The organism is Aeromonas sp. QDB62 (assembly GCF_027705695.1).
Taxonomy (GTDB): Bacteria; Pseudomonadota; Gammaproteobacteria; order Enterobacterales; family Aeromonadaceae; genus Aeromonas; species Aeromonas allosaccharophila.
In genome coordinates, this window is the sequence record NZ_JAPDCD010000003.1 from 83,217 (window position 1) to 106,655 (window position 23,439).

Here is a 23,439-nt window from a genome sequence, read left to right on the forward strand (position 1 = left end):
GGAGTGATGGATAAAAAACCAGTTCTGATCGCCATGTCGGGCTATAACCTGCGGGCGCATCTGGTATAGTTAGGCCCGCATTTTATCCCCATCTGGCTCGCAGGAATTTCAAGATGTCCAAATTTGCCCGTTCAGTTCTTCTGGCCTCACTGATCAGCGTAACCGCCCAGGCCAATACGCCGGTGCCGACACCGACCCCGAATGCCATGCCCATGGTGGTACCCGCCGCGCCGGAGATCTCCGCCAAGGCTCATATTCTGATCGACTACTACTCCGGTCAGGTGCTGGCCGAGCAGAACGCCGAAGAGCGTCTGCCGCCCGCCAGTCTGACCAAGATGATGACCTCCTACATCATCGGCCAGGAGCTGCTGAAGGGGAACATCAAGCGCACCGACATGGTGACCATCAGCCAGAACGCCTGGTCCAAGAACTACTCCGACTCCTCCAAGATGTTTATCGAGGTGGGCAAGCAGGTCTCCGTCGATGACCTGAACAAGGGCATCATCATCCAGTCCGGCAACGACGCCTGCGTCGCCATGGCCGAGTTCCTGGCAGGCAGCACCGACTCCTTCGCCAGCCTGATGAACAGCTGGGCCGCCAAGCTCGGCATGAACGACAGCCACTTCATGAACCCGCACGGTCTGGATGCGGAAGGTCACTACAGTACCGCTCACGACATGGCCCGTCTGGGTCAGGCGCTGATCCGCGACCTGCCGGAGGAGTACAAGATCTACTCCCAGAAATCCTTCGTGTTCAACGGCATCACCCAGCACAACCGCAACCGCCTGCTGTGGGATCAATCCCTGCAAGTGGATGGCATCAAGACCGGCCACGTCAGCCAGGTCGGCTATAACCTGGTCTCCTCTGCCACCAATAACGAAGGCATGCGCCTGATCGCCGTGGTACTGGGCGCCAGCAGCGAAGGTTCCCGCGCCGCCGAGAGCAAAAAACTGCTCACCTACGGCTTCCGCTTCTTCCAGAGTCTGACCCCGTACAAGGCTGGCACCGAGCTGGTCACCCAGAAGATCTGGATGGGCGACAAGTCTGAAGTGAAACTGGGCGTCGACAAAGATGTCTCCGTGCTGGTCACCCGTGGTCAGGGCAACAACCTGAAGGCTGACTTCCAGCTCGACAGCGAGCTGAAAGCGCCGCTGGCCAAGGGTCAGCGCGTCGGTACCGTGTTCCTGAAGCAGGGCGACAAAGAGATCAAGCAGGTGCCGCTGGTCGCCCTGGAAGAGGTGCAGGAAGGTGGCTTGATGAGCCGTCTGTGGGACTACCTGGTACTGCTGGTCACCAGCTGGTTCAAGTAATCCGACGCACAATCCTCACCAAACAGCGGCGCCAACAGGCGCCGCTGCTGTCTGTGACCGGCAAAGGCAGTGAATAACCCTGTAAACTGCAGGTTCCGCCTTACCCTGATTTGTGGTAAAAAGCAGCACTTCCATCCTTGTCTGACCGATCCTGGCCTTGATCCCGGTCCGGGCAGCGCCCATATAGTTATGAGCCGTGCCCATATAGACTTGAAATGGCGGCCTCCACGGGCCATCGGCCACTAGCCATCCAAGATGAAGTCATCCCGTTGATGACGCAAAAGGTGAGTAAATGAATACCAAGTTTGATGAACTGCTGGAGTTTCCCTGCAAATTCCCGTTCAAGGTGCTCGGCGTTGCCGACCCGGCACTGCCGGAAAGGGTGGTTGAAGTGCTGCAGCAGCACGCCCCCGGCACCTACAGCCCGACAGTCCAGCCCAGCTCCAAGGGCAACTACCACTCGGTCCGCGTGACCGTGACGGCCCAGAGCAAAGAGCACATCGAAGCGATGTACCACGCCCTTGGCAAGATCGAGCTGGTGAAATACGTACTGTAATTTCTCTCTCGCCCCGTTCTGCGGGGCGACTGTTTTTGGCCGCAGCACGCCGCGAGGACGCCATGTCATCCCAGATCCCCGCCCAGTCCAGCCTGATTGTCAGGCAGCTGGGTCGCCGCCCCTACCAGCCGGTATGGGACGCCATGAAAGCCTTCACCGACAACCGCACCCCCGACACCCCGGACGAGTTCTGGGTGGTCGAGCACGATCCCGTCTACACCCAGGGTCAGGCCGGCAAGGCCGAACACCTGCTCAATCCGGGCAATATCCCGGTGGTGCAGAGCGATCGCGGCGGTCAGGTGACCTATCACGGCCCGGGCCAGCTGGTGCTCTACGTACTAGTGGATGTCCGCCGCTGCAAATTCTCGGTTCGCGAGCTGGTGACCGCGCTGGAGACAGCCATCATCAATACCCTCGCCAAGAGCGATATTCAGGCCTATGCCAAGGCCGATGCCCCCGGCGTCTATGTGAAAAATGACCTTGGCATGGAGGCCAAACTGGCCTCGCTCGGCCTGCGCATCCGCAAGGGGTGCTCGTTCCACGGGCTGGCCCTCAACATCAACATGGACATGACCCCCTTCCTGCACATCAATCCGTGCGGCTATGCGGGCATGGCCATGACCCAGACCAGCGCCCAGGGCGGCCCGCAAAGCGTGGCCGAGGCGCAATCCATTCTGGTGGCCGAACTGGCCAACCTGATTGGCTATCAAACAATCATCAATACCGAAGAAGCAGCATGAGCAACCCCATGCCGTGCAACCATGAGGGCTCCGAGCAGACCCTGATGGCTACCAACCAGACAATAACAAACACCGAGAGTGAATCATGAGCAAACCCGTTCGTATGGAGCCGGGCGTCAAGCTGCGCGATGGCGACAAGATGGCCCTGATCCCGGTGAAATTCATGCCGGATCCCAACGAAGAACTCCTTCGCAAGCCGGACTGGATGCGGATCAAGCTGCCCCCCTCCAGCCAGAAGATCGAACACATCAAGAGCACCTTGCGCAAGAACAAGCTGCACTCGGTGTGTGAAGAGGCCTCCTGCCCCAACCTGGCCGAGTGCTTCAACCACGGCACCGCCACCTTCATGATCATGGGCGCCATCTGCACCCGCCGCTGCCCCTTCTGCGACGTGGCCCACGGCCGCCCGCTGGCACTCGATCCGGAAGAGCCGAAAAAGCTGGCACTCACCATCAAGGAGATGGGGCTCAAATACGTGGTGATCACCTCGGTGGACCGCGATGACCTGCGCGACGGCGGTGCCCAGCACTTTGCCGACTGCATCAAGCAGATCCGCGAGCACAGCCCGCAGACCCGCATCGAGATCCTGACCCCGGACTTCCGTGGCCGGATGGAGCAGGCGCTGGAGGTGTTCCGCGACACCCCGCCGGATGTCTTCAACCACAATCTGGAAACTGCGCCGCGCATGTATCGGGTCGCCCGCCCGGGTGCCGACTACAAGTGGTCGCTGGAGCTGCTGCGCCGCATCAAAGAGATGCACCCCCATGTACCGACCAAATCCGGTGTCATGATGGGTCTTGGCGAAACCAACGAAGAGATCGTCGAGGTGCTGAAAGATCTGCGCGCCCACGGCGTCAATATGCTGACCCTGGGTCAGTATCTGCAGCCGAGCCGCCACCACCTGCCGGTGAAGCGTTACGTGCCGCCTGCAGAGTTTGACGAGCTGAAAGATGTCGCCATGGAGCTGGGCTTTACCCACGCCGCCTGCGGCCCCTTCGTGCGCTCCTCCTACCACGCGGATCTGCAAGCCAAGGGTGAAGAGGTCAAATAACCTCGCACGACAGAGCGGCCAAGTAACCGCCTCCATCTCAATTAAAAAGAGCGCCTATTGGCGCTCTTTTTGTAGGTATCCCTGACCGTTGCGGCTTGATCTACTCAGTTGCCGTTGTCGAAGATCCCCTGCTGATGCCAGCGTTGCAGCTGGGCCAGCACCCGGGTCTCCCGCGCCGTCCATTGGGGACAGGGCCCCGCCAGCTGGGTCTTGTTGGTCTGCAGCGCCTCGTCGAGGGCAAACCAGCCGGGCACGAAGCCGAGGCGGATCTCGTAGGGCTGCGGCTGCGGCGCCACCAGCTGATCGCCAATCCGGCACAAGTAGTAGAGCGAGCGGATGCAGTAGGCATCAAACCCGGGCTCGCGGGCGGCGCGATATTCACGGGTCTCGCCAAGCAGAGCCCCCACTTCCATCAGCTCGGCACCGCACTCCTCCAGCAGCTCGCGGGCCAACGCCACATGGTGGTTTTCCCCCGCTTCAACGCCACCACCGGGGAACATCAGATCGCCGTTAACCCGTGAGTGAACCAGCAGCAGCTCGTCGCCACGGGGCACCACGGCACGCACCGTGAGCCGCTCCAGGGTGCGGCCATCGGTGATTACCTCGCCATGAACGAAAGAGAGATCGAACGGATTGGGCCAGCAGCTGGCCGGGGAGAGCGTCGTCATCACTGCATCAGGGCCGGTAGTTGCCATGCTTGAGCTGCTCGACAATCTCGGCAGCCCGCACATCGTAGCCATCCTGCTCGGTCTTGCTCAGGGAGTGATAGATGCCAAAACGCTTGGCAGAGACCTCTGGCGCATCCTGAAACGACTCGCTCACCTTGCCCCACAAATAGGCCAGCCCGTACTGCTTCTGACCCATGTAGAGGGTGCTGAGAGAGGTGAGCATGCGACTGTTGACCTGCTCTCCCTCCCGATAGAGGGAGAGGCCGCGCTGCAGGGTGGCGATGGCCTTCTCGGGGTCGCTCTTGGCGTAGATACCGCCGAGCGCCAGTTGCAGCTCCGGCTCGTCGAGCACCTTGGAACCTTCCAGCGCCATAAACTGCTGGCGGGCCAGCTCGTTAGTGTTGTTGGTCCAGTGCCAGAGCAGCAGATAGGGATCTTGCGAGTTGCGGGTGGCCACATCGAGCTGGGCCAGCTGATCCCCGGCCGCCAGCATCCCCTCCACCCGCGGGCTCTTCTGCTCGCGGGCATTCTTGTACTCGATGTTGGTGGAGCGCTCGGCACACTTGAGATAGCGCTCAAGGTTGCGCATCAGCTCGTACTTGCGCCGATCAGTCCCCTCCTCCTTGAGATAGAAGCGGCTGCGAATGATGTCGGTACGCTCGTAGCGGCACCAGCCATCGTCCACCAGATCCTGACAGAGCTCGGGATGGTTGCTGCAAATATTGTGGATCCGGTCGTCATTGCAGCCCGCCACGGCAAGGCCGACGGAAAGCATGATGAAAGTCTGTCGCAGGGGGAAATTGGCCATGGCTCACATCTTGTTGATAACGCAGGTTGGTAACAACGGGAGCCTCGAGCGGCCACCTACGGCTAGCAAACCGGTTACATATCCATTACAATGCGCGCGCCATATAAGGCCGCGATTGCAGAATAATATAACGAAATATACACCCCTACACTGATCTGCATTCGACGAATTTTCTATTTACACCAACAACGTGAAATAAAGGATCTGGTCAATGACCCACGAGCACTACTTGCAAGCGTGGCAGGAGAGCCAGGAGCTCGCCGAAGCCATGCAGCCCTTGATTGGTCGCCTCTACCGACAACAAGGGGTCGAGATCACCCTCTACGGCCGCCCGCTGCAAAACGCCTCCACCATCGATATCCTCAAGGCCCACCGGGTCGTCCGCCGCCACCAGGGCGCTCCCCTCCCCATCCAGCAAAGCTTCCCCCTGCTCCAGGCCATCGTTGCCCTGAAACCCACCGCCGCCGAGATCGATCTGGGCAAACTGGCGGTGTGTTACTGGCAGGATCATCAGGATGAGGCGGGGATCGAGGACTATCTGCAAGCCAGACTGGCGCCGGCCCTTGGCCGCAGCCAGATGCCGCAAGCCACCGACGTGGTGCTCTACGGTTTTGGCCGTATCGGCCGCCTGCTGGCCCGCCTGCTCATCGAGCGTACCGGCGCCGCCAATCCGCTGCGCCTGCGTGCCATCGTGGTGCGTGGCGGCCGCGACGGAGATCTGGAGAAACGCGCCAGCCTGCTGCGCCGCGACTCGGTGCACGGCCCCTTCAACGGATCTATCGAAGTGGATAGTGATCGCAGTGCCATCATCGCCAACGGCACCTTTATTCAGGTGATCTACGCCAATAGTCCGGCCGACATCGACTACACCGCCTACGGCATTCACGATGCGCTGATCGTCGACAACACCGGCGTCTGGCGCGATGAGGCGGGTCTCTCCGAGCACCTGAAAGCGCGTGGTGCCGGCAAGGTGCTGCTGACCGCCCCCGGCAAGGGGGAGATGAAGAACGTGGTGTTCGGGGTCAACCACGAGGTGATAGGCCCGGATGACAAGATCATCTCCGCCGCCTCCTGTACCACCAACGCCATCACCCCGGTGCTCAAGGTGATGCAGGAACGTTACGGCATCCGCCACGGCCACGTGGAGACGGTCCACTCCTACACCAACGATCAGAACCTCATCGACAACTATCACAAGGGCGAGCGCCGCGGTCGCAGCGCCGCCCTCAACATGGTGATGACCAGCACCGGCGCCGCCAAGGCGGTGGCCAAGGCGCTGCCCGAACTAAAAGGCAAGCTGACCGGCAACGCCATCCGGGTGCCGACCCCCAATGTCTCGCTGGCGATTATCAATCTGTCACTGGAGCAGGCCACCGATCGGGAGAACCTCAACGTCTATCTGCAACAGATGGCGCTAAGCTCGGCGCTCCATCGCCAGATCGACTTCAGCGCCAGCACCGAGCTGGTCTCCTCAGATATGGTGGGTTCCCGTTATGCGGGCATCGTCGACTCCCTGGCGACCATCGCCGAGGGGGATCACTGCGTGCTCTACGTATGGTATGACAACGAGTTCGGGTACAGTTGTCAGGTCGTGCGGGTGATGGAGCAGATGGCTGGCGTAGTCCGCCAGGATCTACCTGCATAGCCCGCCAGGATCTGCCCGTCAGATCCCGCAGTTTATGGCTCAATAGTTCAAGGAGAGGCCGGATGTCGTTTCAACAGGGTGAGTTTTTGCAAGCAATCAGGCAGATGCCACAAGAGGTGTACGAGCGGCTCAAGACCGCAGTCGAGCTGGGCAAGTGGCCCGATGGCAAGCCCCTCACCGACGAGCAGAAAGCCACGTCGCTGCAAGCCGTGATGGCGTGGCAGGCGATGCATCTCGACAACCCCGAACATATGAACATCGGCCGCGATGGCGAGATCGTGATGAAGAGCAAAAGTGAGCTCAAGAGACTGTTTCGTGATGAAAATCAGCCGATTGAGGAAGAGATAGTGCGGGTCAATCTCAACCACTGAGACCGCTCGCCATCCCGTCTCGCGGCGGCCAATCGAATAGCGAGAGAGCGATACATAGTTCGATAAAGAGTGCGATAAATAGCAAAGAGGGGAGCCATGATGGCTCCCCTCTTTTTCCCTCTCTCTGCAGGGTGACTCATCCCCCTCATCCCCGGTCCTTCTCCCGCCAGGGGAGAAGGGAGCAGGCTCGCAGCCTGCAGACAGTAAGCGGGCCACCTGCAGGCGATCTTCATGGCAAGCCTCGTGGCCAACCGCACCTCGCTCTATTCCCTCTCCCGCCGGGAGAGGGTTAGGGTGAGGGCCGCAATGCTCAGGGCGTCAGCTCCCCGCGCAGCGACTGCTGCATCAGCTCGCGAATGCGGTGGGAGGGCAACTCCTGGCTCAGCAGGAAGTGCAGCTTGGTGAGCGCCGCCTCGGCGGTCATGTCAAAGCCCGAGATCACCCCGGCCCGCGACAGGGCATTGCCAGTGGCGTAACCCCCCATATTGACCTTGCCGTGCAGACACTGGCTCAGGTTGACGATGATAACGCCGCGGGCAGATGCCTCGGAGAGCAGCGCCAGCATGGCCGGGTTCTGCGGCGCATTGCCCACCCCAAACGACAGCAGGATAAGCGCCTTCACCGGCTGTTGCAGGATGTTGGCGATCACCTCGCTGGAGATGCCCGGATAGAGGGTCACCACGCCGATGGGCTGGGGGGTGATGTCGTGCAGCACCAGCGGCCGCTCGGACGGCACACCCAGCTCACCCGCTTCCAGCGAGATGGCGATCCCGGCGTTGAGCAGCGGCGGATAGTTGGGGGAGTCGAAGGCGTGGAAGCCGTCGGCATGCACCTTCTTGCTGCGGTTGCCGCGATAGAGCTGGTTGTTGAAGAACAGCGTCACCTCGTGGATCGGGTAGTTGGCCGCAATATAGAGGGCGTTGAGCAAGTTCTGCTGACCGTCGGAGCGCAACTCGGCCAGCGGGATCTGGGAGCCGGTGATGATGACCGGCTTGTGTAGATCTTCCAGCATGAAGGAGAGCGCCGAGGCGGTGAACGACATGGTATCGGTGCCGTGCAGGATCACAAAGCCGTCGTACTTTTCATAGTTGTCGCGAATGTCCTCGGCGATGCGCTGCCAGTCCGCCGGGGTCATGTCGGAGGAGTCGATAAGGGGCGCATATTCGTGGATATGGTAATCCGGCATCTCGGGGCGGTGGAACTCGGGCATCCGCGCCAGACAGTCTTCCATAAAGCCCGCCATCGGCACGTAGCCGTGATCGGAACGCTGCATCCCAATGGTGCCGCCTGTGTAGGCAATGTAGATAGACTTCTTCACACCCTCTCCTCTTGATGAAGTGAACACCGCCGGAACATGAGCCATGTCGGGGTGAACCACAATGTCAACGCCCGCCAGCTCCTCTGCGCGCAGCGGAAACCGGCGAATTATAGAGACTGGCGCCCCAAATGACAGCCGTTCCATGCACTGTTTTCGGCATTTTTGCCCACTACCCCCATAGTGTTAAATGTCACAATAAACAACTAAAACGAGCATTAATACGACAAAGATGGAATTAAACGATGCTTTTTGCTACAATCCGCCGGATTTTACTAAAATCTCATCTGGATGCCTGAGCATTTCAGGCCCGCACAAGCCCCATCTTTCCTGGGGCGGGGAGATGTTTCCCCTTCTTTGTTGGCGCATGAGCCACACTGTTTTCATCCCGGCTGAATCTGTAAGTCTTTTGCTATGAAAGACACAGCCAATCAACATGGGAGTACTGAATGTTACAACTTGATTCCTACGCAACGTTGGTCGCTGCCACTCTGGTATTGCTGCTTGGCCGGGTGCTGGTCACCCGGGTCGGGCTGCTGCGAACCTTCAACATCCCCAAACCGGTAGCCGGCGGCCTGGTGGTCGCGCTGGTACTGCTATTGCTGCGCTCCACCCTGCAGATGGAGCTGCAATTTGATACCAGCCTGCAAACTCCGCTGATGCTGGCCTTCTTCGCCTCCATCGGTCTCTCCGCCGATCTCGCCAGCCTGAAACGCGGCGGCAAGGCGGTGGTTACCTTCCTGATGGTGGTCACCGGCCTGCTGCTGGTGCAGAACAGTCTGGGTGTCGGTCTGGCGACCCTGCTCGGTCTGGATCCCCACATGGGGCTGCTGGCAGGCTCCATCACCCTCTCCGGCGGCCACGGCACCGGTGCGGCCTGGAGTGCCACCTTCTCCGAGAAGTACGGCGTGCAATCCGCCGCCGAACTCGCCATCGCCTGTGCCACCTTCGGTCTGGTACTGGGCGGTCTGATCGGCGGCCCGGTCGCTCGCTATCTGGTGAAGAAAGTGCAGGTGCCCGGTGAAGAGCACAACCAGGATGAGGCCCCCAAGGGCTTCGAAATGCCCGATATGGAGCGCCCCCTCACTACCTTCAGCCTGATTGAGACGCTGGCACTGATCGCCATCAGCCTCAAGGGTGGCGAGCTGCTCTCGGCCTCTCTCAAAGGGGGCGCCTTCGAGCTGCCGATCTTTGTCTGCGTGCTGTTTGTCGGCGTGCTGCTGCGCAACGTCCTGACCCTGCTGAACTGGCATGAGGTGAGCGACCGCGAGGTCTCCCTGCTCGGCAACGTCAGCCTGTCGCTGTTCCTCGCCATGGCGCTGATGAGCCTGAAATTGTGGGATCTGGCCAGTCTGGCCCTGCCCATCTTCATCCTGCTGGCCGCCCAGACCGTGGCGATGGCGCTCTACGCCATCTTCGTCACCTTCCGGGTGATGGGCAGCAATTACGATGCGGCCGTGCTGGCGGCAGGCCACTGCGGCTTTGGCCTCGGGGCCACCCCGACGGCGATTGCCAACATGCAGGCCATCACCCAGCGCTTTGGCCCCTCCCACCTGGCGTTTCTGGTAGTGCCCATGGTGGGCGCCTTCTTCATCGACATCATCAACGCCATGGTGATCAAGCTGTTTATGGCGATGCCGTTCCTGTAATTCCCTTTCCGTCAGACGTATATGATCAGAGCCCACCTTTCGGTGGGCTCTTTGCTTACTCTCTACTCGCCAGCTGACGCAGGCAGAGCCGGGGATCGTATCCGGCACCAAGGTGACCAGCGAGCAACCCAGACAACCCGGAATCCCCAAGCCCCGCATCCCCCGAACAACAAAAAACCCCGCACTCGAAAGAGGGCGGGGCTTGTTAATGTCAGCCCGAACAGGTCGGAACGTGCGCCTTACAGGATAAAGGTCGACACCTGCTGGTTCAGGTCAGTGGCACGCCCTTTGAGGCTCTGGGCCTGATCCAGATCGCGCATGGCGGCGGCGGTGCTCTCGTCACTCACATCCTTGATGGCAGTGGTGTTCTGGGTGATCTCGCCGGTCACCTGGGTCTGCTCCTCGGCTGCCGTGGCGATCTGGCCCGCCATGTCGGAGATGAGGGAGATGGCGCTGGTGATCTCTTCCAGCGCGCGCACGGCCTGATCCGCATCCTGCACGCTGTTGTCCGCCAGACCCTGACTGGTCTGCATCAGGCTCACCGCTCGGGCGGTGGTCTGCTGCAGGGTCTCGATGGTGGACTGGATCTGCTGGGTGGAGTCCTGGGTACGGCGCGACAGCACCCGCACCTCGTCAGCGACCACCGCAAAACCTCGGCCCTGCTCACCGGCGCGAGCCGCTTCGATGGCCGCGTTCAGCGCCAGCAGGTTGGTCTGCTCGGCAATGCCCTGAATGGTGGAGAGGATGCTGGTGATGGCCTGCGCGTGGCGGCTCAGCTCGCCGATCACCTCGGTCGCCTGCCCCACCTCTTCGGCCAGACCATTGATGGACTGGCGAGTCTTGTTGACCAGCATCTTGCCCTGCTCACTGCTCTGGGCAGATTGCTGGGCAGCGGCGGCGGTATTCTCGGCGTTGCCGGCGATCTCCATGGTGGCGCTCGCCATCTCGGTGACCGCCGTGGCGACCATGGTCACCTCCTGCTGCTGACGCTGCAGCTCGTCCACCGCGGCCTGGTTGGTCACCAGACTGCGCTCGGCATCGGCGTTCAGCTCGTTGGCCAGCTTGCGGATATTGCCGATCAGCTGGTGCTGACTGCCGACGAAACGGTTGAAGCTGTTGGCCAGTTGGCCCACTTCGTCGTTGGCGTCGATTTTGATGCGCTGGGTCAGATCGCCGTTACCGTCGGCAATGCGGGCCAATGCCTGGGATACCTTGGTGAGCGGGCCAAGCAGCATGCTGACCAGCCAGGAGATGGCGAGGATACTGCCCACCAGCACCAGCAGCGCCATGCCCAGCTGGGTCATCAGCAGGGAGGAGAGCGGCGCTTCCAGAGCGGCCTTGTCCAGCACCAGCACCAGTTCCCAGTCGGTATCTGGGATATCGACTGCCCACAGCAGCTTGTCGCGACCTTCGTTGTCAAAATAAGCCGGTACCAGCTCCTTGCTCGACTTGCTCTGCTCGATCAGCGCGTTGGTCAGATCATTGTCGATCTCGCTGGCCGGTTTCATCGCCTTGGCGGCATCCTTGTAGGCGATGATGGTGCCATCCTTGTGCATCATGATGGCGAAACCGTCGGCAGGCAGCTGCATCTTGGTCACGTCTTCCACCAGCGAGGCGATGGAGAGGTCACCCCCGATCACCCCGCCAGAAACCGGCTGGGCCAGGGTCACCACCATGATGTTGTAGGCCACGTCAAGATAGGGTTTGGTGACAATCAGGCCACCCTTGCTCATCGCCTCCTGATACCAGCCACGGGAGCGCGGGTCGTAGCCATCGCGGTTGATGGAGGGATCGGAGTCGTGCATCTTGCCGCTGCTCTCACCGAAATAGGTGAGCTGGAAACGGCCGGAGACTTGTGCCTGTTGCAAGGCATTGAGAGGTTCGGAGCTCGCCTTGTTGCCGAGCGCCTGGATCACGTCGCGACGGGCCGAGAGCCAGTCACTGACGCTGGCAGCCTGCTGGGTGCCCAGCCGCTGCAGCTGCTCCTGGCTGCCTTGCAGCAACAGATTCTTCTGGCTGCTATAGCTCTGCCAGGAGAGCAACGAAATCACCAACGAAAGGGCGATCACCACTGACAACAGTATCTTCTGCTTGAGTGACAGGTTTTTCATCATGTGTTCTTCTTATTGAGGTGAGGAGCGGGTTTTTCCCTAACAGTGCACAACACTACGTAGTCATTAGCGGCCGGAACGGCCAAAACTGAACCTGAAAATGGGTCTGCGGGCGATATTTTCTACCGAGGTGAGGAAAAGTGCACCAGAAATTGACTACATAGGGTGCGCAAACCAAGGCAACCCTGTTTATTCCTTCCACAATTGGCTAGAATATCCCGTTTTTAAGTCACATCGACCCTGAGAGTTTTCACGATGTTCGAAGTTAATCCCGTATTAAATAAACTTAAGGAGCTGTCTGAGCGGACCGAGCTTCTTAGGGGGTACCTTTGACTATGACGCCAAGAAAGAGCGTCTAGAAGAGGTCAACGCCGAGCTGGAACAGCCGGACGTATGGAATGAACCCGAGCGCGCACAGGCGCTGGGCAAAGAGCGCGTCACGCTGGAAAACGTGGTCGGCACCATCGACACCCTGACCCAGGGCGTGGATGACGTCGAGATGCTGGTGAGCCTGGCGGTGGAAGGGGAAGACGAAGAGACCTTCAACGAAGCCATTGCCGAATCCGAACAGCTGGAAGCCAAGCTGGTGGATCTCGAGTTCCGCCGCATGTTCTCCGGTCAGCATGACGGCTCCGACTGCTATATCGATATCCAGTCCGGCTCCGGTGGTACCGAAGCGCAGGATTGGGCCAACATGGTACTGCGCATGTACCTGCGCTGGGGCGATGCCCACGGCTACAAGCCAGAGCTGATTGAATGCTCCGACGGCGACGTGGCTGGCATCAAGTCTGCCACCGTCAAGTTCAGCGGCGAATATGCATTCGGCTGGCTGCGTACCGAAACCGGCGTACACCGTCTGGTGCGCAAGTCCCCGTTCGATTCCGGTGGCCGCCGTCACACCTCCTTCTGCTCCGTGTTTGTCTATCCCGAGATCGACGACGATATCGACATCGAGATCAACCCGGCGGATCTGCGTATCGACGTTTACCGCGCCTCCGGTGCCGGTGGTCAGCACGTTAACCGGACCGAATCTGCGGTGCGTATTACCCACGTACCGACCGGTGTCGTGGTACAGTGCCAGAACGACCGTTCTCAGCACAAAAACAAAGACCAGTGTATGAAGCAGCTGAAAGCCAAGCTCTACGAGCTGGAAATTCATAAGCAGAACGCTGAGAAACAAGCCCTTGAAGAGACCAAGTCCGATATCGGTTGGGGCAGCCAGATCCGTTCCTATGTGCTGGATGACTCCCGTATCAAGGATCTGCGCACCGGCGTCGAAACCCGTAATACCCAATCGGTGCTCGACGGTGACTTGGACAAGTTTATCGAAGCCAGCCTGAAATCAGGTCTGTAAACAAGCAGGAATCACCATGTCTGAACAAACCATCACTCCGGAAGTCGATCATTCACTCGAACTCAACAACGAGATGACTGAGCGTCGTTCCAAGCTGGCCGCCCTGCGCGCCCAGGGTAATCCTTTCCCGAACGACTTCCGTCGCGACAGCCTCTCTGGCGATCTGCACGCAGAGTTTGACGACAAGAGCGCCGAGGAGCTGACGAGCCTGGGTAAACGGGTGAAGATTGCCGGTCGCATCATGACCCGCCGGATCATGGGCAAGGCTTCTTTCGCCACCCTGCAGGACATGGCCGGCAAGATCCAGGTCTACGTCACCCGTGACGACCTGCCGGAAGGTTTCTACAACGAGCAGTTCAAGAAGTGGGATCTGGGCGACATCGTGGGTGTCGAAGGTACCCTGTTCAAGACCCAGACCGGTGAGCTCTCCGTTCACGTTTCCGATATCCGCCTGCTGACCAAGGCACTGCGTCCGCTGCCCGAGAAGCACAAAGGCCTGACCGATCAGGAAGCTCGCTGCCGCCAGCGTTACCTGGATCTGATCGCCAACGAAGAGTCCCGCAAGACCTTCATGATCCGCACCCAGGTGGTTGCCGGTATCCGCAAGTTCTTCAACGAGAAGCGCTTCATGGAAGTGGAAACCCCGATGATGCAAGTCATCCCGGGTGGTGCCTCCGCGCGTCCGTTCGTCACTCACCACAATGCGCTGGACATCGACATGTACCTGCGTATCGCACCGGAGCTCTACCTGAAGCGTCTGGTGGTCGGTGGCTTCGAGCGTGTCTACGAGATCAACCGCAACTTCCGTAACGAAGGTATCTCGGTGCGTCACAACCCCGAGTTCACCATGATCGAGTTCTACATGGCCTATGCCGACTACATCGATCTGATGGACCTGACCGAAGAGCTGCTGCGCACCCTGGCGCAGGACATTCTGGGCGACACCAAGATCCGTTACGCCAAAGAGGGCGAAGAGGGCCTGACCATCGATTTCGGTCAGCCGTTCCAGCGCCTCACCATGGTCGAGTCCATCCTGAAGTTCAACCCGGATGTGACCCTGGACGATCTGGCTACCCTCGAGAGCGCCAAGGCCGTTGCCAAGCGTCTGCACATCGAGCTGATGAAGGGCTGGGAGCTGGGCCACGTGATCACCGCGATCTTCGAAGAGACCGTGGAGCACATGCTGCTGCAACCGACCTTCATCACCGAATACCCGGCCGCCGTTTCTCCGCTGGCTCGCCGCAACGACGTGAACCCGGACGTGACTGACCGCTTCGAATTCTTCATCGGTGGCCGCGAGCTGGCCAACGGCTTCTCCGAGCTGAACGATGCAGAAGACCAGGCCAAGCGCTTCCAGGATCAGGTTGATCAGAAAGCAGCTGGCGACGACGAAGCCATGTTCTACGACGCCGACTTCGTTACCGCGCTGGAACACGGCCTGCCGCCGACTGCCGGTCAGGGTATCGGTATCGACCGTCTGGTGATGCTGTTCACCAACAGCCACACCATCCGTGACGTCATTCTGTTCCCGGCTCTGCGTCCGCAGAAGTAAGGCCCACAGAAGTCAGCGGCATCCCTTGGGGCACTCCCGAGCGTGATACGCCAATAAAAACGCCCTGCCACTGCGGGGCGTTTTTCTATCTCCTTTACCGCAAAATCACTTTCAAAATTCAATAATGGAATAAAGAAGATATTTTTATTCTTTGTTGTTAGCCAACACGCCCTTTAATCTGGCCAAAAATCAGACCATGGAAGACGCGTGTGATGCAATTGAAGGATTCCCCATTCAACCTTTCCCCCCTCTCTGACGAACAGCAACGTCAGCTGAGTCAGGTACTCTCGACCCTCAATACCCAGCAACTGGCCTGGGTGAGCGGATATCTCTACGGCCTCTCCCAGACCGGTCACCAGAGCGTTGTCGCCAGCGCCGCCGTGGCTGCGCCCAGTGGCAGCCTGACCATTCTCTACGGCTCCCAGACCGGCAACGCCAAAGGTGTCGCCAGTGCCATCAAGGCGCAGGCCGAGGCCCGTGGCCTGCCCGTCACCCTCGCGTCGATGGCTGACTACAAACCCAAGCAGCTCAAGAAAGAGAGCCACCTGCTGGTAGTAGTGAGCACTTACGGGGAGGGTGAACCGCCGGAGAGCGCCGTCGATCTGTTCGAGCAGCTTAAAAAAGGCAAGATCGGCAAGCTGGACGGGCTCAAATTCGCGGTGCTGGGGCTGGGTGACAGCTCCTATGAATTCTTCTGCCAGACCGGCAAAGATTTTGACAACTTCCTCGCCACCGCTGGAGGCGAGCGGATTTATGAGCTCGCCAGCCTCGATGTGGATTATCAGGATGCAGCCAAGGCGTGGGGCGAACAGGCGCTCAACGCCATTGCCGCGACCCTCTCTACCGGTGCGGCCAGCAGCGTGACCAGCGCGGTGCAGCAGGCGGTTGGCCACAGCCAGTACAGCAAGGAGAACCCCTTCCCTGCCCGCCTGTCTGTCACTCAGAAGATCACCGGCCGGGATTCCACCAAGGATATCCGCCATATCGAGATCAGCCTCGAGTCCTCGGGACTCGCCTATCAGCCGGGGGATGCCCTCGGGATCTGGTTTGACAACGACGCAGCTCTGGTGGGCGAAGTGCTGGCCCTGACCAACCTCTCTGGCGATGAAGCCACAGCCCACGGCACCTTGCACGCCGCCCTGACCGGTCACTTCGAACTGACCCGGCTGCACGGCGGCTTTATCACAGGACTCGCTGATATATCAGACAACGCGGCGCTGAAAGATCTGGCCGGTGACAAGGCCCAGGTCAATGCACTGGTCGCCTCTGCCCAAGTGGTGGATGTACTGAAGCGCTTCCCGACCGCCCTCACCGCCGAGCAGCTGGTCGGGCTGCTGCGCCCCCTCACCCCCCGCCTCTACTCCATCGCCTCCGCCCAGAGCGAGGTGGAAGAAGAGGTGCACCTGACCGTCGGCGTGGTGCGCTACCCGCAAGAAGATGGCACAGTGCGAAGCGGCGGCGCCTCCTCCTATCTGGCGGACCGTCTGCCGGAAGATGCCGAGGTCCGGGTGTTCGTGGAGCACAACGACAACTTCCGCCTGCCCGCCAATCCCGACACCCCCGTCATCATGGTGGGCCCGGGTACCGGCATTGCCCCGTTCCGCGCCTTCCTGCAGGAGCGGGAAGCACAGGGGGCAGAGGGCAAGAACTGGCTCTTCTTCGGCAACCCCCACTTCACCCAGGACTTCCTCTATCAGGTGGAGTGGCAGCGTTATGTGAAATCGGGCCTGCTGTCCAAGATCTCCCTGGCCTTCAGCCGGGATCAGGCCAACAAGATTTATGTACAGGACCGTCTGCGCGAGGCAGGGCTTGAGCTCTACCAGTGGCTGGAAGCAGGCGCTCACTTCTATGTGTGTGGCGACGCCAACCACATGGCGAAGGATGTGCAGGAAGCCCTGCTGGAAGTGATTGCGGAACACGGCCACAAGAGCCGTGAGGAAGCAGAAGAGTATCTGAGCGAATTGCGTCGTGCCAAACGTTATCAAAGGGATGTCTATTGATGAGCAAACAACTTATTCCGGGACCGGTCGAAGGGCCGCTGGCTGACAACGAACGCCTCAAGCGCGAGAGCAACTTCCTGCGCGGCACCATCGCCGAAGATCTGCAGGACCCGCTCACCGGCGGCTTCAACGGCGACAATTTCCAGCTGATCCGCTTTCACGGCATGTATCAGCAGGATGACCGCGACATCCGCCCGGAGCGCGCCGCCCAGAAGCTGGAGCCCCTGCACAACGTCATGCTGCGCGCCCGCCTGCCCGGCGGCATCATCACCCCGGCCCAGTGGCAGGTGATCGACAAGTTCGCCGAAGAACACAGCATGTACGGCAGCATCCGCCTGACCACCCGCCAGACCTTCCAGTTCCACGGGGTGCTGAAGCGCGACATCAAGCTGATGCACCAGACCCTCAACAGCACAGGTATCGACTCCATCGCCACCGCGGGGGACGTGAACCGCAACGTGCTCTGCACCAGCAACCCGGTGGAGTCCGAGTTGCACCAGGAGGCCTACGAGTGGGCCAAGAAGATTTCCGAGCACCTGCTGCCCAAGACCCGCGCCTACGTGGAGATCTGGCTGGATGGCGAGAAGCTGGGGGGTGACGAGGAGCCGATCCTGGGCTCCAACTACCTGCCGCGCAAATTCAAGACAACCGTGGTCATCCCGCCCCACAACGATGTGGACATCCACGCCAACGATCTCAACTTCGTGGCCATTGCCGATCACGGCAAGCTGGTGGGCTTCAACGTGCTGGTGGGGGGCGGTCTCGCCATGACCCACGGCGACACCACCACCTACCCGCGCAAAGCGAGCGACTTTGGCTTCATTCCGCTCTCCCACGTGCTGGAGGTGGCGGCCGCCGTGGTCAGCACCCAGCGCGACTGGGGCAACCGGGTCAACCGCAAGAACGCCAAGACCAAGTACACCCTTGAACGGGTTGGCGTCGAGGCGTTCAAGGCCGAGGTGGAAAACCGCGCAGGTATCCCCTTCGCCGAGAGTCGCCCCTATGAGTTCACCAGCCGTGGCGATCGCTTCGGTTGGGTCGAGGGGATCGACGGCAAGCACCACCTCACCCTGTTTATCGAGAATGGCCGCCTGCTGGACTTCCCGGGCAAGCCGCTCAAAAGCGGCATGCTGGAGATCGCCAAAGTGCATCAGGGGGATTTTCGCCTGACCGCCAACCAGAACCTGATCATCGCAGGCGTCCCGGCTGGCGAGAAGGCCCGCATCGAAGCACTCGCGCGCCAGTACGGCCTGCTGGATGACGGCGTGAGCGAGCAGCGCAAGCAGTCCATGGCCTGCGTGGCCCTGCCCACCTGCCCGCTGGCGATGGCCGAGGCGGAGCGCATGTTGCCCGCCTTTGTCACCGACATCGAGGGGCTGCTGGCCAAACATGAGCTGGCGAATGATGCCATCGTCTTCCGGGTCACCGGCTGCCCCAACGGCTGCGGCCGCGCCATGCTGGCGGAAGTGGGTCTGGTGGGCAAGGCGCCCGGCCGCTACAACCTCCATTTGGGGGGCAACCTGGAGGGCACCCGCATTCCGCGCCTCTATCAGGAGAACATCACCGAGCCGCAGATTTTGGCCGAACTCGACGCGCTGATCGGCCGCTGGGCAACCGAGCGCAATCAGGGTGAGTGCTTCGGCGACTTCGTGATCCGGGTTGGGGTGATTGCCCCCGTTATCGACTCCGCGAGGGACTTCTATGCTGCTTAATCTGCCGCTTAATGTCACTGAAGATGGCCGCCTTGACCTGCAGGCACTGCTGACCCTCGGCCGTGAAGAGCAGGCCGAGGCGCTGGCGCCCCTCAACCGGGAGCTGGATACCATGAGCGCCCCCGAGCGGGTGCGCTGGGCTCTGGCCAATCTGCCGGGGGAGCATGTGCTCTCCTCGAGCTTCGGCATTCAGGCGGCGCTGATGCTCCATCTGGTAAGCCGCGAGCGGGCCGATGTGCCAGTGGTGCTGACCGATACCGGTTATCTCTTTCTCGAGACCTACCGCTTTATCGACGAGCTGACCGAGCGCCTCGCGCTCAGCCTGAAGATCTATCGGGCCGAACTCAGTCCGGCCTGGCAGGAGGCCCGATTTGGCCTCTTGTGGGAGCAGGGGGTGGAGGGGATCACCCGCTACAACCAGCTCAACAAGGTGGAGCCGATGGACCGCGCCTTGCGCGAGCTCGGCGCCCAGACCTGGTTCTCCGGTCTGCGCCGCGAGCAGGCGGGCAGCCGTGGCAAGCTGCCGGTGCTGGCCATCCAGCGCGGCCGCTTCAAGTTCCTGCCGGTGATCGACTGGAGCAACAAGGACGTATTCTACTACTTCAAGGAGTTCGACCTCCCCTACCACCCGCTGTGGGAGCAGGGTTACCTGTCGGTGGGCGATGTCCACACCACCACCAAATGGGAGCCGGGCATGAGCGAGGAGCAGACCCGCTTCTTTGGCCTCAAGCGCGAGTGTGGCCTGCACGAGGATAACGGCGAGCACGACGGCTCGGGTATCTGATCCCTCTTCAAGGTTCTGACCATAAAAAGCGCCCGACAACTACTGCCGGGCGTTTTGCTTGGGCTGATATGCAACCCTTCCAAGATGACAAATGGGCCAAGAGGCTTAACCCGCCGCGTTGGCCTGCTCGGCGGCAACCTGCGCCTGAGTCAGCCACTCATTGACCAGCGCCCCGTGCCCCTTGAGCCAGGCATCGGCATGGCGCTCGATATCCGCCGGTTTGTTCTGCCCCCTGTTCATCAACCCGTTCTGGACGTTGATGTCATTGAGCGGCAGCTTGACGATGGAAAACAGCTTGGCCGCCGCCGGGTTGGCATCGGTGAAAGCCTTGTTGGCCACGATATGCATGGTATTGACCGGGAAGCCGTAGTTCTTGCCGTTCGGCAACCGGGTCTTGGCCGCATCAGGGGCGTCGGCGGGTACTTCCAGCCACACGACATCCTTGCCCGGCACCAGCTCGCTGCTGAGCCAGTAGGGGGTCCAGGTGTAATAGAGCACCGGCTTGCCACTCTGGAAGCGAGCACGGGTATCGGCGATCAGCGCCGCATAGTTGCCCTGCTTGTGGGTGACGGTGGGGGTCAGGCCGAACTCGTCCAGATGATGGTTGATCGCCTCTTCACAGCCCCAGCCAGGGTTACAGCCCACCAGATCGGCCTTGCCATCTCCATCGCCGTCAAACAGCGCGGCCAGCGCGGGATCCTTGAGCTGCCCGAGATTGGTGATGCCATATCGGGTCGCGGTCTGCTTGTCGATGAGATAGCCCTGCGCCGCACCGGCCACATAGGTGCCCTGACGGAAGAACACCTTGTCTCCCCCCGCCTGTTCGTACTTGTTGTCCTGCAGCGGGATCCAGTTAAAGGCGAGGAAGGTGCCGTCCCCCTGTGCCACCGAGGCATAAGCCACGTTGTAATCCACCTCCTGAGCAGGCTGGACGTAGTAGCCAAGCCGCGCCATCAGCTTGCTGACCAGCAGGCTCTGGAACGCCTCTTCCGGCAGGGAGCTCTGCAAGGGTTGAACGCGGATCCCCTCCCCCGGCAACTCGGTACTGGCCATGGCCAGCGGGCTCAGCAGCGAGGAGCTCAACAACAGAGTGCTCAGCAGCAAGGCGTGACGGGTGTGCGTTGTGGTAATGAGGCTCATGCCTTTACTCCTTGGTAATCGATGGATTTGCTGCGGCCAGTGAGGCGCAGCAGCAAGGCGACGGGGCCACGCTGATACCAGCGGCCAACCCGGTTGCGATCCGGTTGGCCCATCGCCTGGGTCAGACGGTCGAGCACGATGGCCAGCAGCACGATGCCGAGGCCGCCAATGGAGGCGAGCCCCATATCGAGCCGACCGATGCCGCGCAGCACCATCTGACCCAAACCGCCGACCGCGATCATCGAGGCGATCACCACCATGGAGAGCGCCAGCATCAGAGTCTGGTTGACCCCGGCCATGATGGTGGGCATGGCGAGTGGCAGTTGTACCTTGAACAGCAGCTGGGAGGGGCTGGCGCCAAACGAATGGGCCGCTTCCACCAGATCCGCAGGCACCTGTCTTATCCCCAGCATGGTGAGGCGGATCATCGGCGGCAGGGCGAAGATCACGGTCACCACGACACCGGGCACGTTGCCGATACCGAACAACATGACGATGGGGATGAGGTAGACGAACGCCGGGGTGGTCTGCATCGCATCCAGCAGCGGCCGAGTCCAGGTAGACAACCGCTCGCTACGGGCCAGCAAAATGCCGACCGGCAAGCCAATCAGGATGCAGAAGAAGAGCGAGGTCAACACCAGCGACAGGGTCACCATGGCATCGGACCAGGCTCCGATCAGCCCGATCCCGACCAATGCGGCGAGGGTGCCAACCGCCATCCGGCCGTTGACCAGTTGCCAGGCAATCAGGGTCAACAGCCCGATCATCAGGGTGGATGGCACCGTCTGCAGCAGATGGGTCATGGCGTTCAGAGTCACCTCCACCGGTGCGCGGATCAGCTGAAACACCGGGCGCAGGTTCTCCACCAACCAGCCGATGCCCCCTTCGACCCAGCTGTCCAGCGGCACCAGCGCCTGCTGGAAGGGATCCAGCCAGTTGACGGCTGCCTCGGTATCCACGGCAGCAATCTGGTTTTGCCAGTCGGCCGCTTCGGTGGCAGTACTGCCCCAGGGATCGGCGACGGCTGTCGTGGTTACCGCCGCGCCCCAAGGATCGGCATCCGCCTCATCAGCCCTAAGGGAGGGGCTCGCCAACAGCAGGAGTGCCAGCAGCCAAGTCAGCAAAAAGTGGGGATTAATCAGCTTCATACCGGGGTACTCCTGTCTAGGGTGTTGAGCAGATTGGCCTTGGAGATGAGCCCCAGATAGGTGCCATCCTCCTCGACCACGGGCACCTGACAGGGTGCGGCAGCCACCTGGCTGATCAGTTCATTGAGCGAGGTGTCGGCCAGAATAGGCTGGATATCCGCCAGCAACGCCTGCTCCAGACTCCCCTTGCCACGCACGGCCTCACTGAGCGACTCGACCGAGACAACGCCGATGAAGCGGCGGCTGCGATCCACCACGTAGCCAAACTCCCGCTCCAGCTCCTTGAGCTGACGCAGGGCGTTGCCCGGCCCGTCGGTGGTGTGTTTCTTGATAAGCGGCATCTGCTTGCGGCTGACGATATCGCGGGCGCTGAAGACATTGGCGAGATCCACCCCGCGGAAGAAGGCACGCACATAGTCGTTGGCGGGCTGGCTCAGGATCTCGTCGGGGGTACCGACCTGCACCACCTGACCATCCTGCATGATGGCGATGCGATCGCCGATACGCATCGCCTCGTCCAGATCGTGGGAGATAAAGACGATGGTGCGCTGCTGGCTCGCCTGCAGCTTGAGCAGCTCGTCCTGCATCTCGGTGCGGATCAGCGGATCCAGCGCGGAGAAGGCCTCATCCATCAGCAGGATGTCGGGATCGTTGGCCAGTGCCCGGGCCAGACCGACCCGCTGTTTCATGCCGCCGGAGAGGGCATCGGGGAAGGCATCGATCCACTGACCCAATCCCACCTGATGGAGCGCCTGACGGGCACTCTGCTGGCGCTCCGCCAGCGGCACACCGGCCAGCTCCAGCCCGAAGGCGGTGTTTTCCAGCACGCTCAGGTGCGGCATCAGGGCGAAGGATTGAAACACCATGCTGATCTTCTTGCGCCGCACCTGACGCAGCTCGCTCTCCGAGATGGTGGCGATATCCTCGCCATCGATCAGCACCTGGCCGCGGGTCGGCTCGATAAGGCGGTTGAAGAGCCGCACCAGCGTCGATTTTCCCGAGCCGGACAAGCCCATCACCACGAAGATTTCTCCCTCGTGAATGGCCAGATCGACCCCCTGCACACCCAGGGTCTGTCCGCTCTGTTGCAGGATGCTGGCACGGTCATGCCCTTTCGCCAGCAATTTGAATGCTTTTTCCGGCTGATCGCCGAAGATTTTATAGAGTGATTTGACTTCGAGTTTGACTGTCATACTGTCCTTTTTTCATGGTCGACATCTTGGTGATTAACCTGCCGAACGCGAACCAATTGATTTTTACACTAAGCAATTAACAACCAAAACAAAAGAACCAATGGAGTCCCACAAAACAAACCACAAAATAAGCCATTGATTTTAAACAGCTATTTTTATCAATAAAAACCGAACAAAGTCTGGTTTTATCCATAATGCTTTCCATATCAAACGAAGGTGCACTGGGAAAAATCATTCAAAAACAATCAAAAAAGAGCAAACCAAGGCAGATTAATGGCGGCAAAAGCATAGCTCGCCATCCAGATACTCAACAGCGACCAAATAATTACACA

At 60.5% G+C, this 23,439-nt stretch carries 19 protein-coding genes; 12 read left to right on the plus strand and 7 right to left on the minus strand.

The window, feature by feature from the left end; translation table 11 throughout:
• The first annotated feature begins 113 nt into the window (after positions 1–113).
• The 4 genes from OKC27_RS02445 to lipA all read left to right on the plus strand — a co-directional run bounded on the left by OKC27_RS02445 (position 114) and on the right by lipA (position 3,657).
• Positions 114–1,310: a D-alanyl-D-alanine carboxypeptidase family protein gene (locus tag OKC27_RS02445; RefSeq protein ID WP_042061040.1), complete on the plus strand. Its 1,197-nt coding sequence runs from the start codon at positions 114–116 to the stop codon at positions 1,308–1,310.
• 292 nt (positions 1,311–1,602) lie between these two features.
• Positions 1,603–1,866 (plus strand): DUF493 family protein YbeD, encoded by a 264-nt coding sequence (gene ybeD / locus OKC27_RS02450; protein WP_042061038.1) that lies wholly within the window; start codon positions 1,603–1,605, stop codon positions 1,864–1,866.
• A 62-nt stretch (positions 1,867–1,928) separates the two neighbouring features.
• A complete protein-coding gene (gene lipB / locus OKC27_RS02455) occupies positions 1,929–2,606 on the plus strand; it encodes a lipoyl(octanoyl) transferase LipB (protein WP_182938088.1) in 678 nt (225 codons plus the stop codon).
• An 85-nt stretch (positions 2,607–2,691) separates the two neighbouring features.
• Complete coding sequence (gene lipA / locus OKC27_RS02460) at positions 2,692–3,657, plus strand: lipoyl synthase (RefSeq protein WP_111805253.1); 966 nt, start codon at positions 2,692–2,694, stop codon at positions 3,655–3,657.
• A gap of 104 nt (positions 3,658–3,761) precedes the next feature.
• Here lipA and OKC27_RS02465 read toward each other — a convergent pair whose 3' ends face one another.
• Positions 3,762–4,325: an NUDIX domain-containing protein gene (locus OKC27_RS02465; protein ID WP_182939782.1), complete on the minus strand. Its 564-nt coding sequence runs from the start codon at positions 4,323–4,325 to the stop codon at positions 3,762–3,764.
• A 7-nt stretch (positions 4,326–4,332) separates the two neighbouring features.
• On the minus strand, positions 4,333–5,133 hold the full coding sequence (locus OKC27_RS02470) for a DUF2989 domain-containing protein (protein WP_058052715.1): 801 nt from the start codon (positions 5,131–5,133) through the stop codon (positions 4,333–4,335).
• Between the two features lie 211 nt (positions 5,134–5,344).
• Between OKC27_RS02470 and OKC27_RS02475 the strand changes: the two genes are divergently transcribed.
• A complete protein-coding gene (locus OKC27_RS02475; RefSeq protein WP_182938089.1) occupies positions 5,345–6,778 on the plus strand; it encodes a glyceraldehyde-3-phosphate dehydrogenase in 1,434 nt (477 codons plus the stop codon).
• 62 nt (positions 6,779–6,840) lie between these two features.
• Positions 6,841–7,149, plus strand: coding sequence for a YeaC family protein (locus OKC27_RS02480; RefSeq protein WP_182938090.1), 309 nt, complete (start codon positions 6,841–6,843; stop codon positions 7,147–7,149).
• 310 nt (positions 7,150–7,459) lie between these two features.
• On the opposite strand, the gene ansA is transcribed toward OKC27_RS02480, so the two are convergent.
• Positions 7,460–8,467, minus strand: coding sequence for an asparaginase (gene ansA / locus OKC27_RS02485; RefSeq protein ID WP_182938091.1), 1,008 nt, complete (start codon positions 8,465–8,467; stop codon positions 7,460–7,462).
• Between the two features lie 446 nt (positions 8,468–8,913).
• Here ansA and gltS point away from each other — a divergent pair, with 446 nt between their 5' ends.
• Positions 8,914–10,113: a sodium/glutamate symporter gene (gltS, locus tag OKC27_RS02490; protein ID WP_042061020.1), complete on the plus strand. Its 1,200-nt coding sequence runs from the start codon at positions 8,914–8,916 to the stop codon at positions 10,111–10,113.
• 239 nt (positions 10,114–10,352) lie between these two features.
• On the opposite strand, the gene OKC27_RS02495 is transcribed toward gltS, so the two are convergent.
• Positions 10,353–12,224, minus strand: coding sequence for a methyl-accepting chemotaxis protein (locus OKC27_RS02495; protein ID WP_182939783.1), 1,872 nt, complete (start codon positions 12,222–12,224; stop codon positions 10,353–10,355).
• A gap of 255 nt (positions 12,225–12,479) precedes the next feature.
• Between OKC27_RS02495 and prfB the strand changes: the two genes are divergently transcribed.
• The 5 genes from prfB (at position 12,480) to OKC27_RS02520 (ending at position 19,626) form a co-directional block, all read left to right on the plus strand.
• Positions 12,480–13,578 (plus strand): peptide chain release factor 2 gene (gene prfB / locus OKC27_RS02500; RefSeq protein ID WP_270805914.1). Its coding sequence is split into 2 segments (ribosomal slippage): positions 12,480–12,554 and positions 12,556–13,578, totalling 1,098 coding nucleotides; the frame shifts between segments, so codons are not numbered across the junction.
• Between the two features lie 16 nt (positions 13,579–13,594).
• Positions 13,595–15,130, plus strand: coding sequence for a lysine--tRNA ligase (gene lysS / locus OKC27_RS02505; protein ID WP_042061015.1), 1,536 nt, complete (start codon positions 13,595–13,597; stop codon positions 15,128–15,130).
• 212 nt (positions 15,131–15,342) lie between these two features.
• Positions 15,343–17,130: an assimilatory sulfite reductase (NADPH) flavoprotein subunit gene (locus OKC27_RS02510; protein ID WP_182938092.1), complete on the plus strand. Its 1,788-nt coding sequence runs from the start codon at positions 15,343–15,345 to the stop codon at positions 17,128–17,130.
• Entirely contained in the window at positions 17,130–18,842 is a 1,713-nt protein-coding gene (cysI, locus tag OKC27_RS02515) for an assimilatory sulfite reductase (NADPH) hemoprotein subunit (RefSeq protein WP_182938093.1), read from the plus strand. The genes OKC27_RS02510 and cysI overlap by 1 nt, the downstream gene beginning before the upstream one ends.
• Complete coding sequence (locus tag OKC27_RS02520) at positions 18,832–19,626, plus strand: phosphoadenylyl-sulfate reductase (RefSeq protein ID WP_270805915.1); 795 nt, start codon at positions 18,832–18,834, stop codon at positions 19,624–19,626. Before cysI ends, OKC27_RS02520 begins: the two co-directional genes overlap by 11 nt.
• A 105-nt stretch (positions 19,627–19,731) precedes the next feature.
• Here the strand turns inward: OKC27_RS02520 and proX are convergent, their stop codons facing one another.
• From proX to proV, 3 genes are read right to left on the minus strand one after another with little or no spacing between them, the layout of a single operon-like run.
• A complete protein-coding gene (gene proX / locus OKC27_RS02525) occupies positions 19,732–20,766 on the minus strand; it encodes a glycine betaine/L-proline ABC transporter substrate-binding protein ProX (protein ID WP_270805916.1) in 1,035 nt (344 codons plus the stop codon).
• Positions 20,763–21,914 (minus strand): glycine betaine/L-proline ABC transporter permease ProW, encoded by a 1,152-nt coding sequence (gene proW, locus OKC27_RS02530; RefSeq protein WP_182938096.1) that lies wholly within the window; start codon positions 21,912–21,914, stop codon positions 20,763–20,765. Before proW ends, proX begins: the two co-directional genes overlap by 4 nt.
• Positions 21,911–23,107, minus strand: a complete 1,197-nt coding sequence (gene proV / locus OKC27_RS02535) for a glycine betaine/L-proline ABC transporter ATP-binding protein ProV (RefSeq protein WP_042658405.1) — start codon at positions 23,105–23,107, stop codon at positions 21,911–21,913. The genes proW and proV overlap by 4 nt, the downstream gene beginning before the upstream one ends.
• Positions 23,108–23,439: the final 332 nt, after the last annotated feature.